We start from the raw sequence: 15,976 nt of genomic DNA on the forward strand, positions 1-15,976 counted from the left end.
GTGCTGAATATCAGCAGCTTATATTGTCTTCAAAAATTGGTGACCGAAAAGGTGACCGAATACTTTGATTTCTCTTGATGCAATTTGTGTAAGAACTTTGTTGATACAAAGGTAAAAACTTTCCTCTATGATGCAATAGAAAATGATCATCAATAGATCATAATCATTGACACTCCAATAATGATGGGATTGAATATAAATAATGCTTGTGAGTAAATAACACTGGCAATTAGTATCTTCGATTTCCTTCTTGATCACATGCCCAAAATCTCTTTCGCACAACATAATCATTTAGATGCCATCATCAAGATATGGGGGCTTAATCGCGCAACGCTCGGTTTAATGCCCAGAGATGCTTTTAGGGACTGTATCGCTAAACGTTGGATACTGGTTGCGGAAATCGATTCACATGTCGTCGGTTATCTGCAATTCCGGTACACATTCAGAAATCAGACTATTTCTATTGTTCATTTGTGTGTTGATAAAGCATCCAGAGGACAGGGCATTGCTGAAAGTTTACTCAATAAGCTCGTTGATGAATACAAGTCAAAAGCCATAGGAATAAGACTGAATTGCCGTAGCGATTACGAACAGGCAATCGCGTTTTGGACGCGTTATAATTTTCAACCCAAAGGTAATTTACCCAGTCGTGGTAATAACCCCAATGTTCACTTGGTCGTATGGTGGTTCAGTTTTGGGCGTCAGGACCTCTTCTCTGTCCAACAAAATAATAAAGTAAAGGCCATCCTGGATTTCAATATCATTGTTAAGTTGCGCGACTTATCAGTAACTGATAATTCCAGGGACGAGATCAGGCAACTTCAAAGCGATTGGCTCGCTACCGAAGTTGAATATTATCAGACGTCTGAAACGACCAGTGAGATTTTTAGGGACGATAATCAAGAGCGTAGAGAGCGTAGCAAAGTATTTCTCAAAAATTTTCAAGAACTGAACATTGATAAACCAAGTATCAAACAAATTGAGGCAGAATTGCTCAAACTTTTTACGGGCACATCTGATAATGATCGTTCCGACCGACGGCAAATCGCCGAGTCTATTCTTTCAGGTTTTCCATACTTTGTAACTTTAGACGAGGGCATCCTGAAACAAGCCAAAGCAATTTTTTCCCTCTACCGACTCAAGGTAGTTAAACCGTCTGCATTGATCGCCGAAATTGACCTTACTATTCATGCAGAAGATTATTATCCAAGTAAACTGTCGGCTAACAGTTTTACTATCGCCAAAATGCGACCGGATGAACGTTCGGCGATAGATGATAATTTTCTCAATACCGGCAAAGGAGAAAAAAAATCATCTTTCACTGGGCTTATCAATGATCTGGTCGCCAAACCGACAGGTTGCGTGAGAACTATTAAAGAAGCTGAGAAAATCGTGAGTGTATTTGGTTACTTTGAACAAGGCGAAACACTTTATGTTCCAATCATTCGTACAAAGCAATACTCATTACGCCAAACCATCTTTATTCAAAATGTAAACGACCTGCTTAAACTGGCCCTATCAAAAAATAAAAACTTTATTGTTATCGCTGATTCTTGTCTAACGGATATTGAAAAAGATTTATTAACGGGATTAGGCTTCTTTGAGCAGCAAAATACTTATATCAGAGGAATCAAATCAGGTTTGTATGCCTGCAATGAAGTACATGAAGTCATTGCACCGATTGCTGCAAAAATACCGGATCTGAGAAATTTTGCCAGCGGATTAACGCCTGATGCATTCGTTCCTGGCCTGACGTTGGAAAAACTTTTATGGCCGATGAAATTGCGAGACATTGATGTGCCTTGCTTTATTATCCCAATCAAGCCTTACTATGCAAAATCATTATTTGATACGAAGGCAGCCAAGTCAGAACTGTTCGGTGTACAACCCAGTTTAATTTGGAGCATAGAAAATGTTTACTACCGGAACGTCAAACCTAACATAGAAAGATGCCCGGCACGAATACTATGGTATGCCAGTGCGGAAAATTACGCTTTAAGGCAAAAAGCAATCGTAGGCTCATCCTACCTAAATGAAATAGTGGTTGGACCAGCGCGCGAAGTTTTTGCAAAACACGAAAAATTTGGTGTGTATTCCTGGAAAAAGGATATTCTTAAATTGGTCAAAGACGATCCAAATGCTCCGATAAAAGTGCTACGGTTCAGCGACTCTGAGTCGTTCTCATTGCCTGTTTCCATTAATAAAATCAAGGAGATTCTAACTCGGAATGATGAATCAGACAACAATTTCCAGTCGCCGCTTCGTATTAAAAACAGTACCTTTATGGAACTGTACTCGTTAGGTAATGGTTTTTAATTATATGAGCAAGCTGATTCTAATATCTGTCAAAGAAAAGTATGTTGAGGAGATGCTCGCGGGTCGTAAAACCATTGAGCTTAGGAAGTCATCTCCTAAGGCTGAACCGGGAGATATGCTGATCATTTATACTACACAACCAAAAAAAGCGATCACAGCTATTGCAACCGTTAAACAAATTATCAAATGTTCGCCCTGCGAGATGTGGCAACGCTATTCCACCAGGTTGGGAATTGACGCTGACGGATTTAACAAATACTATCAAGACCATAACAAAGCTGTCGGTATTGAATTAACAAGCGTCCTGCCACTCAACGAAGCAATTCTTTTAAGTGCCATAAAACTTATCCATCCAGATTTTACCCCGCCGCAGACCTTTAAGTATCTTAAAAAGTTCAGCACGCTTCGGGATTTTAAACATTTGATTGTTTAGTATCAGCGTTCAGTGGATAGCTAAAATACATTACTCGATAGTCTGCAGATTTTTTAAATTTGACTGTCTTAAACTGGAATAACTAATGCCTTTTAAGCTCTGCTGATGATGGATCATAATAAAAGTCGCTTACTGTACCATCTTTAATTTTGTCAACCATCTGGTCAATTATAAATAATGGCATCAAAAACCATTCATTTGCTTTCACAGGTTTTCCGAATCGGTCATTAATTTCAACTTCTAATTTAGAATTACTAAAAAACCTATGAATGACTTTTTCAAGTTTTACTCTATTAATATTAGCGAGTTTATAAGTGGCGATTACTTCAACGTCCGCCATTAAAAAGGTAGGATCATTTTTAGCGTTAGTAATACGCTTCTTTACATCACCACCTGTCACGCCGATTTTATGGACTAAGGATTTATTAGCTTTAACTAACGGGTGGTCTGACAAACTTCTAAGTACATAAATTGTCCCGCTCTCAAGATCATCTTCACTGCTTTCTCCTGAAAAAAGTGGCCCTGAATTAGGGTCTGTAATAAACCGGCTTGTATCGTCTTTATACATAGCGCGGATTAATGATCGTAATAAAATATTACTTTCAGTACCGTTATCATAAATCACCCTTAATCGCGCGTCATCTTCACCGTTCGGTGCTTTTATAGTTTCTCCAATATCATCTATGTAAGCAATTTGTCCAACGATAATCAAAAACTGACCTTTTCTAATGGTGGTTTTGGTAAACCCTGCATCTTTTCTAAATCTGATTGTGGATCGATACTTTAAACTAATATCGTTTTTAACTTCATCAAACATTGGTTTAAAACGCTCGAAATCTTCACAAATAGCACGGTTGGCAATTTCCTCAGCGGCTTTTTTTTCAGCCTGGGAACGTACATGCTTTAAGTTGGTAATCGAATTTTCCTCAGTTTCATCTACACCAAGTTGTGCAAGCAATTCGTCATCATCTAAATCGTCAGTTTCATCTAATACAGGCTGAAAATTATCAGCCAATAGCCCCTTATCGTCAAATTTTTGGAGCAGAGTTTTACTTTCCTCGCTACCTCGGATTTGATCAAGTCTTATGGCGAATAATCGTTCAAAAATCTCCTTATCCTCCCCATGCTCTGGCAATCGACCATTATCTTGAACAAACTTTTTAATTTCTTCAAAACCTGCTATGATTCGTTCTTCACGAGAATTAAATGTTGCATGCTTCTTGAACTCAACCTCGATACCGAGTTCGGCCAATAGCGCATCATCTTCTTCAGTAAGTATTTTTTTATTAGCCATTTCTTTCTTCAGCTTTAATACGGGCAAGAAATGCGATACCTTGTGCCATACGCTGCTCCCAAGGATCTGCGGATTTAATTTCAGGTAATCTTCCTCTTTCTTTCTTAAATTTTAACGCTCGTTTGGCAAGTTCTCGTGCTTCATCCAAAGTAATATTTGGTTTTTTTCCTGAAATGACTTCAGCCATAGCTTTTAAACTTTGCTCCGTCATTGCTTTAGATAAAATAGAGTAAGCTTCGCTGAATGGGTTAATGCTGTCAATCCAATCCACATCAAGATCGCGCACATCCATTGTAAATCTGCGTACGCCATCTATTAAAGCGGTGCTGCCCCGGCTGCTTAACTCTTCATCATTATTGAGCGTTTCCTTAGCTTTTTGAGTAAGATTAATAGCAGCGATAGCATGTTGCCGAACAGCTTCAATATCCTCATCATCCAATTCAGGATAGCGTTCTTTAATGATTTTCCCCATTCGGACTTGTGTTAATTCTTGTGGAACTAACTCTTTATCAAACAAGCCGCGTTCAATCGTCTGCTTATCTTGCGCAAAAGCGGCTATAACCTCATTCAAATCCTCCTTACAAATACGTACAGCGTCTTTACTCTTAGGCAAGGTTAGGCCCTTAATTTCTATTTGAAATTGTCCAGTTTCTTCATTAAAACCTATATTTTCCTTTTCTGGATCGTAGCCATTTTCCCCGTAATCATATCCTTCCACCGGCCCGTTTTGCGGTCTTTTCGGTGTAAAATTAAATCTTGGTGCCAAAACTTGTTCCATCAGCAAACTTGCTGATATTGCTTTAAGTGTATCATTTACTGCGTCCGTTACCGCGCCTTCGTTAGCATCGGGTTCAGCGATTAAATTTGTGAATCGGGCATGTGTTTTATTAGGGGCATCACGCGTTGCGCGTCCAATAATTTGAACAATTTCTGTAAGACTGGAGCGATAACCGATTGTCAAGGCATGTTCGCACCAAATCCAGTCAAAACCTTCTTTAGCCATGCCAAGCGCAATTATAACATCTACATGATCACGGTTTTTTTTTGCTTCAGGTAATTTCAAAGCGGCAGCAACCCTGTTTCGTTTGGCAACGTCGTCGTCCACCAGGTCTGCAATCTTTAAAGTTCTCCCATCTTTTGTTTTGACTAAATGAAAGCCCGTTTTAGGGTCAATGCCTTGCCAGCTACCTAATTCCTCTATAATATGTTCAACCTCTTTAATTTTATCACCCATACTTTCCCGGCTATTTACATTCGGGATATGTATAATGGTTTTTTCGTCAGCATTAAGTACGTTTATAATCTCATCAGCGTAAGCACCACTATAAAAATAATAGCCCAAATTCAAGGTTTTTAGGTATTCATATCCGTTAAGTTGCTCGTAATAAGTGTAAGTAACAGTTTCAAATTTAGCTTCATCTTCGGGCATTAGTACGGGATTAGCATCCCCTCGAAAATAGGAACCAGTCATTGCTACAATATGTACGCTATCCCTTGCAACAAGTTGTTTTAGTTGAGTACCCAATACATTACCCTCATCAGCGCTGACGTGGTGAAATTCATCGACGGCTATAAGCCTATTATCAAACATTTCTACGCCAAATCGGTCTAATGCAAAACGAAAAGTAGAATGCGTACATACCAAAACTTTATCGTTACTTTCTAAAAATGTTTTTACTGAATTAACCTTGCTACCATCCTCACCAGGAGCGTTACAAAGATTCCATCTGGGCTCAACAACCCAATCATAATGAAACCCATATTTTGTTAATTGCTCATTAGCAAAGCTGGAACCGATGGATTTTTCTGGCACAGCTATTATAGCTTGATTAATTCCCTGATTATTTAATTTATCAAGCGCGATAAACATCAGCGCACGACTTTTACCGGATGCGGGTGGTGATTTTATAAGCAAATATTGTTCGCCTCGCTTCTCATACGCACGCTCTTGCATAGCTCTCATGCCAAGTTCGTTTGATGTCGTCGAACTTTTTGTGCTTTTATAATTGACTGTAACTGTTGGAATTGCTTTTCTCTCTTTCATAAAGCCTTAGGTTTAGAGGTAATATTGGTATAAAGGTCAAAAAGTTTTTGAAGTCGTTCAGTATCATTTCTGAATTGTCGCCCGATATATATACGTTCAATAACTTCATCGTTGCGTTCATGCGCACGTCGCAAATCCTCTGGCATTTCTTCTGAATCGTACAAATCTGCGATGGTGGCAGGAAAATGCCGTTCCCTTGCGATGAGAATGTCCTCTGCACATCGTGTTAGATCAGATTTGTTTTTTTCAGTTAAAAGAGGAACTGGAAACGTATTCCATCCCATTGTATTTGTAAATCGGTAATCTGTTCTCATTCTGGAACAAACAGTTGCAACCCAAATTAAATTCATTTTTGATGCTATAAGCGCCAAAACCCACAACTCCTCGCAAGGCATCCCAAAGGATGAATTAGAAATGGCGGTTTGTGATTTTAGAAGACCAACTGGTAAATACTCTCTATTCTCGGAACTTGTTACTGGAACACAAATTATGGGCGATTCAGGCAAAGGTTTTCTTTCGTCGAATCGATGCGGCCAATTTGCAGCATTGATCGTGGCTTTTTTTGAACTTTCAAGTCGAAAGGCTTTAACTTTCTGTATTCTTGAATAGATAGAGGGTATATTTAAGGCTTCTTGAATATTTTCATCCTCTATCCAAATGCAAAACCTTTGTATACCTCGAATAAGTTCGAGAGAGCCTACAAAAGGTCGAATAAACTTTTCTTTCTGTTCTTCAGTTAAACCTAAATATTCTACTTCATAAGAATCTAAAAGTAAGTGTCCACCATCTGTTGGTGAATTTCCTCTGCTAAACTCTGGTAGCTTACTAATTTGATCTTTACTATTTTTTACTACTATGTTTTCGCCAGATACTAAATACGGATTGATGTTTTCTACTTGCCGAACTATACTTTTTCCGTTTTCGTCAGTTTCAAATATTTTGCGTTTTCCCTTAACGTTCTTTTTAATACCGACTATCACAACTGTAACGCCGGCATTATGAGTTGCCAGATTGGCCCACTTAAATGAAGTATGTGCAAATGAAATTTCATGCCCTGTTCGAAATATAAGCGGCCATAGTATTGCAACCTGTTGCCCTTGGCAAATCGAATTAGTAGTTACTAAAGCTGTAGCAGTATTTGAAACACTTCCAAATTCTGCAGCTTTAATTAACCAAGCCGCAACGTAATCCAACGGTTTCCAATCATCCGTGTATTTTTCGAAAACATTTTTTAAATCATCTTTATGAAGGTCATTCTGTCTTTTGCTTCCTAAATAAGGAGGATTGCCACATATATAATATTCACCTCCCTCATTTTCAAACTCGATTTCCGATTGGTCTTTAGGGGTGTTAAAAAGATCATCACCAAAAAGTTGTACACCTTTACCTTTTACGTCCAACAGGCCAAACCAATCTAAACGAAGTGAATTTCCACAGATAATCCAATTTTCTGCATTTAACGGTAAAAATTCTGCTAATGCAAGTTGTTGACCACGATAGAGTAAATCGCATTGATATTCGGCAATAATTAAAGCCAACCTTGCAACTTCAGCTGAAAAATCCCGAAGTTCAACCCCTCTAAAATTTGTAAGAGGTATTTCCGTTGGTTGATTGTTTTCATTACGCCGTAAATTTATCTCATACTCAATTTCACGTAATTGCTTATAAGCGATTACAAGGAAATTTCCAGAGCCACAAGCTGGATCGAATATTCTTATACGTGAGATACGCTTACGTAAATTTAGTAACTTGCGCGAATTATCGCCTGCATCTGCTAATTGCTCTCTAAGATCATCTAAAAATAATGGATTTAGAACCTTTAATATATTAGGAACTGATGTGTAGTGCATCCCTAATTCCCCACGTTCATCGATGTCAGCAACTGCTTGAATCATTGAACCAAATATATCAGGGTTGATTTTCTTCCAGTCAAGATTACCGACATGCAGTAGATAGGAACGTGCGATTTTTGTAAATTTTGGCGTTTCCGTTGATCCTGAAAATAACTGTCCATTCACGTAAGGGAATGGCATTGCCCAATTTTTTATTTTCTTTTCAATCCGATCTTGTTGCTTAACATCCATCGAGCGAAAGATCTCACTAATAACTTCATGAGTGTTGGATGCATCACTCGCACTTATCTTTTGAACTGTATCAGTGAAAAGGCCATTGCCTTGAAATATATCTGTATCTTCTGCGAAAAAGCAAAAGATTAATCGAGCCAAAAAATGGTTCATATCATGCCTGCGCTCAGGTGAAGCCCATTCAGGATTGTGGCGAAGTAACTCAATATAGAGTTTATTCAAGCGACTGGTTGCCTTTATATCAAAGGCATTTTCTCGAATCTGTTTTACAGTACTAATTCCGGCAAGCGGTAAAAAAAAACCAAAATAGTTATGAAAGGTTGAATATTCGCAACTTACTGTTTCTCCACTAAAAACATCTTCCGCCTGAAAATCCTTTCCATCAGTAGCCAAAATAAATTTAACTTTCCCTTTGACGGTTGAAGGGCTTTGTTTCAATAAAAGCAAAGTTTCATTTACTCTACCTTCATCGCAAACAGCAATATGAATGTTGTTTTGCTGTAAAACGCCCCCAACAATATCTGATTTATTATTATTTCCCGTCCTCAGACGTTTTATTGTGGTTTCTTTATTTCCGAAAGCCGCTAAAAACGAAAAAGGAAATTCAGCACGAACAAAAGGTTGCTCTGCTAACGATGATATGGCTTCTTCGATTTCTACTGCATTCATTCTAAATATTAACTATAACACTAAGAGCAAATAATCTTTGATTTTGAACATTATAAAATATCCAAATCATTAGAAATTAAAACGAAAATTAGTGCGCTTATTCTAACAAGATTAGCAATTTTTTCGTAGCAATTCTATATGTTTTTTCAATTACTGGTGTTATCAAACCCTGTTTTTTTTCATAATTAGTAAATCTTGGTTCAAGATATTAATTGCCGAAAATTAAATAATCTATAAATGATCTGGTTTCAAATGGTTTCTGTTATTTGATCAAACTTTCTTTACATTGCCAACATATTTTATTGATAAGCTAACTCGCTCATCATATGATAAGGTTTATGTTAAAAATCGCTGGCAGCACTATTTGATCGACGTCATATTTTAATCTGCAGGTAGCTTCGTTGTATCATATTGTTCAGTTTTCGAAGCACCGATAATTCTTTTATAACCGTAAATCTCTCGCGTTAGCGCGTCATGGTCATTGACAATACAGCAGTGAAAAGTGTCGAGGTCAATTTTATTATCAGGATCATCAGCTACCATACCGACAATTCACACGATGACAGTGCGGAGATTACTTGGCGGAGTATTACATAAATGGTCAAATCACCGCTATGTTTTGTTCTTATAACATTTAAGCCAACAATTGCATATCTATGATTCTTTGCAATAGTTGCTCCTTTTGACAAGGATCGTTATAGAAGACCTCCTTTACCTTATTATGGAGCTTGGATAAATTGGGTCCTTTTTTTGCACCCAACATAATTAAGTCATCACCGTTAACAGGACAAAGATCTTTTTTGTGAATGTAGTTTTCAATTATTCTTGTGGCTTCTTGTTTAAAATTAAATCCATCGGCCAGCACGTTTAATTCGTTCCTCCAGTTGCTAATCTGAGCTTTCGCTATTTTATTAGTATCAAAAATATTGGAAAGGCCATGATTTTCCAGGACTTTGATCAATACTTGTTCAAATTCAAATACTCCATAATTTCTAAGGATAATATTTATCCAAGCGGGCAAGATAATATCATCGAAATTCTCGTCATTTTTTACTGCTTTCAAACAAGTGAGCAAAGATTCTAAAAGACTAATAATTTGATCTAAAATATAATTCGAACAAGTATTCCAGTCGTCATTGTTGGTTGGAAAACTTTTCTCAATTTTTGAATTGAACCAAGCATCATAAAAATTTTTCTTTTTAATGTTACTTGCTTCAGTCAAGTCTAAATTGTGATTTAAAACTGTTCTTATAACTTGTATGGCTATAAGTATGTCAGTTGATTCGCTAATGCCATATAAGTTGAATTTGTTTTTGATAAAAGTTATATTCCTGGCCGATGCTTCATACAACAAAGCATAGAGCCAATTTATAAGAGTTCTGAAAAAAAGCTCCTCGCTTCCATCACTCATCGTTACAGTAATATCTTTAAAAAATAAGAGCTGGCTATTGCTGATATTTGTGGTTAAATCATTAATTACACTAACTAATGATTTAATGCGTGTATGTTTTTCTATCAATACTTGCATACGCATTAATTTTTAGCAGGTATTGCAATAGGTCCCCTAAAATTAAATGCTATATAAAGTCTTGAAATCTTTTCACCTTCTTGAAAGTAGTTCTTACTAAAATCAGGTAACAAAAATGGAACATAGGCTTGAATTTCATAAATATATATGTCTCCACGTTTTTGACCTTGAGCATAAGAAACAGACCGGCTGATCCTTCCTGAGTATTCTTTAGGCGATCCATCAGGATTTGACGAAAGAAAAGTTTTAGCTAACCTTCGTCTGCCGTATAATGAAAAATTTGTTTCAGCATCCAGAATTTTGAAAGTTTTGAGCGAATCCTTGATTAAACCTTGGTGAAATTCAATTACACCTTTTATGTAATATATCGTTGCTGACTGATAAATCTCATCTTGAGTCAATAGCGCATTAACCAAAAGTGAACAAAAATCCCAGTCCTCAATAGTAAATTTCAAGACTTGCTTTTCATCTGCAAAGAAGTTCTTTTTTGCTTTTGAAATCCACCAGCATTTTAGTAATAAAAAAAGACATTTTCCATCGCCCTTAATATCTAACAAATGGCTTTTGAGATATAAGGCTGCTTCGGAATACTTGGAAGCATCTTTGTCGCTTATCGAACCCACTCCAACAGATGATACGTCATTTAACAATGCTTTTGCGCGGAGGTAAAAGCCGGATGCATATCCACTTACTCGTAAAAAGTTAAAAGTTTCATCTGCAATTTTTTGATTTCCTACAAGTTCATAAAAACTCAACTTTCTTCGATAAAAGTCTTCGATGTTCTGATCACTTACACCCTCTACTTCTACTAATTCAAAAAGTGTACTTAGATATGTTTGAGCATTAATGGTGGCAACTTCGTCCAATATGTCTGCCTTTAATAAATCTTCCGTTGCCCAAGCAAATACATCCAATGCTTGATAATTTTCTGGGTTTGACGCAAACGCGTAATTAAAAGTCTCTTTTAGCAAGTCATAGGTTTCAATCGCTTGTCTATTATTACCAGAGCGTAAAAACTGCTTAATCTTTGTCCCTAAAATAGCAGCTAATTCAACTCTCAAATAGGTGTTTATTGTTCGTTCCTTATAATCCCTGAGTTGATATAGAGCATCACTTACAATATTTTCTGCGCGATCTAATATTGTTATGACAGGTTCAGGCAATTCAAAATTTTGCTTGACAATTTCTCTTAAGAAAGAAGCTTCTTTCAAAATCAATCTTGGATGATATGCAAAGTCGTTTTCACGTAAGTATCTTAATTCATCCGTCAATTGATATAGAAATTCATAAAAATTCTCTTGAGAATTGGGCCCTATTTTACTCAAAAGTTCTACTGCAAATTGGATTTCAGGGTTGGTTTCAGGACCATAGGAAATAAAATCGGAAGATGATATGTTTCTTAAAAGCCTAATTATATAAGTAATTTCTTCCGATTTGCCCCCCAAAAAAGATGTGAGAATTTTGGCTTCCAAAGCAGTTCTGGGGCCAAGCAAAAAGTCGCCTTGATTGTCCTCATACCATTCAATTAATTTTACTTCATTTAATGCGTAAAACAAGTCAGAAGAAAATGTCTTATAACCAATAGTACTAAGTAATAACTCAAATGGAACGTTCAAGCCATACTTCCCAGGTACCATAATGGAAAATATTAGCTGGTCAGCCAGGCTAACATCATCTGCATCGGTATCAGATTCATTTAATTCGGCTAATGAAGTATCATCAATGATTCCAGACTGTTTAAGGTTTGAGTAGAAAGATTCTTTATTTTTAGAATTTTCCTCAACGTCATTATTCGAAAGGAAATCAGAGAAAAAATCAAACTCATTTTTAAGCCCTTGCTTTATAGCAAAACGGGATTCAGGCAAGTATCTATATAACATTGCCAATAGGTTTTGATCCTTAACGGAAGCTATATTAGTCGCTATTAATGGGTTGATTTTACTCAAAAATGTGATGAAGTCCTGTTTTTCATCAGCGCTTAGTGCTATTGGAGATTCAACATAATTATTAGCCTGTGGATTAATTTTGCCAGAAGCATAACTGCTACCAACTAATATTACCTTTCTTCCACGTGTATTTAACCGTTTTAGAAAGCGAAAATAATTATCTGGCTCAAGCATGCCATCCCAAATAACTACGGTAAATTTTGCATTATGATCCTCTGCCCATTTGCAAAAATAATCGATGTCTAGGTCGTCAACCTTCTGATACCGTTTTTCTATGAAAAGAACTGGGCAATGTAATTCAATATATAGTTCATACGCTAATAAACCCAAAGAAGTAGTTTTGCCACTACTCGATTGACCATATAAAATAAATGGGATTTCCTTATATTCTCCACCTTTTAAACTCTTAATTACCATTCCCTTTAATACGGTATAAGAAGTTCTTTTAAATGCAAATCCCTGCGGGTATCCTGCCCAAAATGGGGAAGAATTGGTGGATGACAAAAATCTTCTAAAATCAAAATACCGATCGTCCTCTGAATTTTCGACTTTACTGTAAAAATAACTATCCTCAATGACTGTTGCTGATTTCGAAATTCTACTAACCAGCTCTTGGGGAAGCTTAATCTTCTTTTCATTTATAGTCACCCAGCGCCCATAACTTGTAGTAGCTTCGCTCGTAACAAAATTCAGTCGACCATTTGCTTCCCAGTTTCCAATCAATTCCGAAAGAGTTTCTTTTACAGCAACAACCTTATTGTTCTTAATTAATTCTGCAATAAATTCATTTTCAATAATTTCTTTTGTCGAGCTACATAATAATACTTGTCCATTTCCCAAACCCGATATAACAGGGTATAATTCTTCAATACTTAATTGATCGGTTAACTTATACGCCTCAATAACTAATATACCCTTCGGTGTAATTATTTGAGGCAATTTCTGTAATAGCGGATTAAAAGCATTTTTTCTTCTGGTGAGTTCAAGCTTGTTGAAAGGGGGCCTTTTGCTAATATCTGTTTCAGAGATACTCCCCAATAGATAAGTTAGATGGAGTGTTTGTTTATTCCTCGGATCTGGAACTCGAAATTTTTCATCCGTAATCGGTTGAACCGTCCGCCAATCATTTATAAAAGCGCGTTCTATAACGGTGTCAAACGCCGTTGTATATACAGCAGACCATGGAATTTCTGCGACCTTATAAAGCCACTCTGGTACCGAAATGCTTTTACAAAGGTTGGACATCCAAGATGATACACTCTCATAATCCTTGCTAAGATTAAGTGGCATGAGAGAATTATAATCCGAGAGACTGAGATTAGGATTTGAAGACGAATATTTTTTGATTGTTTTTGACAAAAAAACATCTAAGCCTGTGTCTTTTTGTAAATATGCTTGACCCACAAACAATACTGCCGGGCCTTCTTCAATTCTTTTAATTACGTCCTCAATCATACTTCAATAATAACGAAATATAGTGAATTAGTTGAGGCGTGTTCGACTCGTATTTGAGGAATAACGAATTTAAATTATAAGTTAAGAAAGCCCGAAAACACTCGCTGTTTTCGGGCTTAAACCTAAACCTTATCACAAATCCATGCGAGTGCATGGAAGTATGCAGCTAATATAAAAATCATTTGCTAATACAACTTAATGGGTTCCATTTTCTTTTTTATTAACCATAAGATGCTTTAATCCCGGATCATTCAATACCCGGTCCATAACGGACTGAACGATCTGGTCAACATCGTCTTTAATTTGCAAATAATTTCGCTGTACCATACTATTATCCAGCTTCCGTAGCTCCGGTAATTCTTTGTAAGCATCTGTTTCACGCTTCAGCGCGTCATGATCATTGACAATACTGCAATGAAAAGTTTTAAGATCAATTTTATTATCAGGATCGTCCGCTACCATTCCAACAAACTCACCAGATGAAAGTGCTGAGATTTTACTCGGTGGTACCGCACTCTCCAGCTGTTTTGACTTGCTGATGGAGGTGTCATTACTATTAATAGATAAGCTTTCCCGCTCCTGCATAATCTTCCCAAAACGCTCACTCAGTTGTTTGGCTGTGTCGCCGGTCACCTGGCCGCTAACAATGTTCCCGGTGATGTTCATAATTACATCTGCCTGTTCTTTTCCGTAGTCTTTACGGAGCTGGCTGAAGTCCTGAACGCCGAGGCAAGTAGCTACTTTGTTGCTGCGTGCCGTTGCAATCAGACTATCTATATTATTTAAGTAAATGGTAGGAAACTCGTCAAACACCAGGCTGCTTTTTTGTTTCCCTTTTTTATTCACCAGTTTAACCAGGCGGTTAACATACAAAGACAAGACTGCTCCGTAGATCTGTATTTTCTGAGGGTTGTTGCCAACACACAAAATCTTTGGATCATCGGGATTATTGATGTCCAGTTTGAACTCATTTCCAGATAGAACATAATACAGCTGCGGTGATGCCAGGCGTGCCATTGCTACTTTTGCAGATGCGATCTGCCCCTCCAGTTGTTCGGTAGCATCATTGAGAAAAGCATTTACGAAGGGATTGATCAACACCTCTATTTCCTTTTCGGTACGAAGGATGGTAAAAAGATTTTCGTAGTCCGTCTGCATTAGTTCGATTACATGCGGAAGCGTACAGAACTCACCGTCATTGAACTTGCGCAAAAACCAGATGATAGCAGACAAAAAGTTGATAGGGCTTTCAACGAAGAAGTCGCCCTGGCGCTTAATCCATTCCCGATTTAAACCCATCAGGATTGTCCGGGCCGATTCGGTTGCATCAGTTATATCCAGCATGCCCGATGGGTCTAAAGGATTGCACCGGTTAGTTCTCGTCAGGTCGTCAAAATTTATGTTGTAAAACTTCGGCACCACCTTGTAAGCCGACTTGTTATTCAGCCATGTGTTATAGGCAATGCGGGTAAGATCATCGAACTTAAAATCATAGACGAACATGGTGAACCCTTTCCTGATATGCTGTGTAATGATATGCCGGATCACAAAGTAAGACTTACCGGCACCAGGGCTGCCCAACACCAGTACAGCACGGAACGGATTGATGATATTTATCCAACTGTCCCTCGTTTTGCTTTTAAGCTGGTACTTAGCTGGAAGGTTAATGGAAAACTCATTTTCCAGCTTCCGTTCTTCTTGTGGAAACGTCTCGTTTTCCTTGTTAAAAATATCCTTGTTATTAAACGACGAGCGTATAATGCGCGACAGTAAGGTACCGCCTGTAAGGATCAATAAAAATCCTGTTCCGGTAATAGTCATGTAAATAATTCCAACCGTGGTTACCGGCATTTTAAGCAGCAGTGACAGGTAGCTGATAAAGTACAATAATAAGCCGGTCAACAGGTAGGCGGCTGCTTTTTTAAAGTTGAGTTTATCGTCTTTCTTTCCTCTTGCGCCGATGAGTGATATGGTCAGCACGCCAAGCGCAATTAGCTTGCTGTTATGAAATTTATTAAACAGACCGGTATTCCTGATATTACCCATAAGACGGTCTGTGAATTCCATTGTAAACCGCCACTCGACAAAGGCGGCGTAACAGTAATAATAAAAATGCAATACAAGTATTGTGATTGCTATCAACCTGGTCATGTCAAGAATTTTCCTCAACGCTTGTTCATTTTCTCCGGTATGTGCCATGACTGAAA

General features: G+C 37.5%; 8 protein-coding genes. 2 read left to right on the plus strand and 6 right to left on the minus strand.

The window, feature by feature from the left end; all coding sequences use genetic code 11:
• The first annotated feature begins 258 nt into the window (after window positions 1-258).
• Together ABD960_RS02925 and ABD960_RS02930 are read left to right on the plus strand one after the other, a co-directional pair.
• Window positions 259-2,316, plus strand: coding sequence for a GNAT family N-acetyltransferase (locus tag ABD960_RS02925; RefSeq protein ID WP_345329386.1), 2,058 nt, complete (start codon window positions 259-261; stop codon window positions 2,314-2,316).
• Between the two features lie 4 nt (window positions 2,317-2,320).
• A complete protein-coding gene (locus ABD960_RS02930) occupies window positions 2,321-2,749 on the plus strand; it encodes an ASCH domain-containing protein (protein WP_345329387.1) in 429 nt (142 codons plus the stop codon).
• An 82-nt stretch (window positions 2,750-2,831) separates the two neighbouring features.
• Here the strand turns inward: ABD960_RS02930 and ABD960_RS02935 are convergent, their stop codons facing one another.
• The 6 genes from ABD960_RS02935 to mobC form a co-directional block, all read right to left on the minus strand.
• On the minus strand, window positions 2,832-4,043 hold the full coding sequence (locus ABD960_RS02935; protein ID WP_345329388.1) for a GIY-YIG nuclease family protein: 1,212 nt from the start codon (window positions 4,041-4,043) through the stop codon (window positions 2,832-2,834).
• Entirely contained in the window at window positions 4,036-6,087 is a 2,052-nt protein-coding gene (locus tag ABD960_RS02940; RefSeq protein ID WP_345329389.1) for a DEAD/DEAH box helicase, read from the minus strand. The genes ABD960_RS02935 and ABD960_RS02940 overlap by 8 nt, the downstream gene beginning before the upstream one ends.
• Window positions 6,084-8,840 (minus strand): class I SAM-dependent DNA methyltransferase, encoded by a 2,757-nt coding sequence (locus tag ABD960_RS02945; protein WP_345329390.1) that lies wholly within the window; start codon window positions 8,838-8,840, stop codon window positions 6,084-6,086. Before ABD960_RS02945 ends, ABD960_RS02940 begins: the two co-directional genes overlap by 4 nt.
• Window positions 8,841-9,474: 634 nt before the next feature.
• On the minus strand, window positions 9,475-10,368 hold the full coding sequence (locus ABD960_RS02950) for a hypothetical protein (protein WP_345329391.1): 894 nt from the start codon (window positions 10,366-10,368) through the stop codon (window positions 9,475-9,477).
• A gap of 5 nt (window positions 10,369-10,373) precedes the next feature.
• Window positions 10,374-13,769 (minus strand): SIR2 family protein, encoded by a 3,396-nt coding sequence (locus tag ABD960_RS02955; RefSeq protein WP_345329392.1) that lies wholly within the window; start codon window positions 13,767-13,769, stop codon window positions 10,374-10,376.
• 195 nt (window positions 13,770-13,964) lie between these two features.
• The gene (mobC, locus tag ABD960_RS02960) at window positions 13,965-15,968 is read right to left on the minus strand and encodes a conjugal transfer protein MobC (RefSeq protein ID WP_345329393.1); all 2,004 of its coding nucleotides are present in this window, start codon (window positions 15,966-15,968) and stop codon (window positions 13,965-13,967) included.
• Window positions 15,969-15,976: the final 8 nt, after the last annotated feature.

The sequence above is a fragment of the Mucilaginibacter defluvii genome (genome assembly GCF_039543225.1).
GTDB classification, from domain to species: domain Bacteria; phylum Bacteroidota; class Bacteroidia; order Sphingobacteriales; family Sphingobacteriaceae; genus Mucilaginibacter; species Mucilaginibacter defluvii.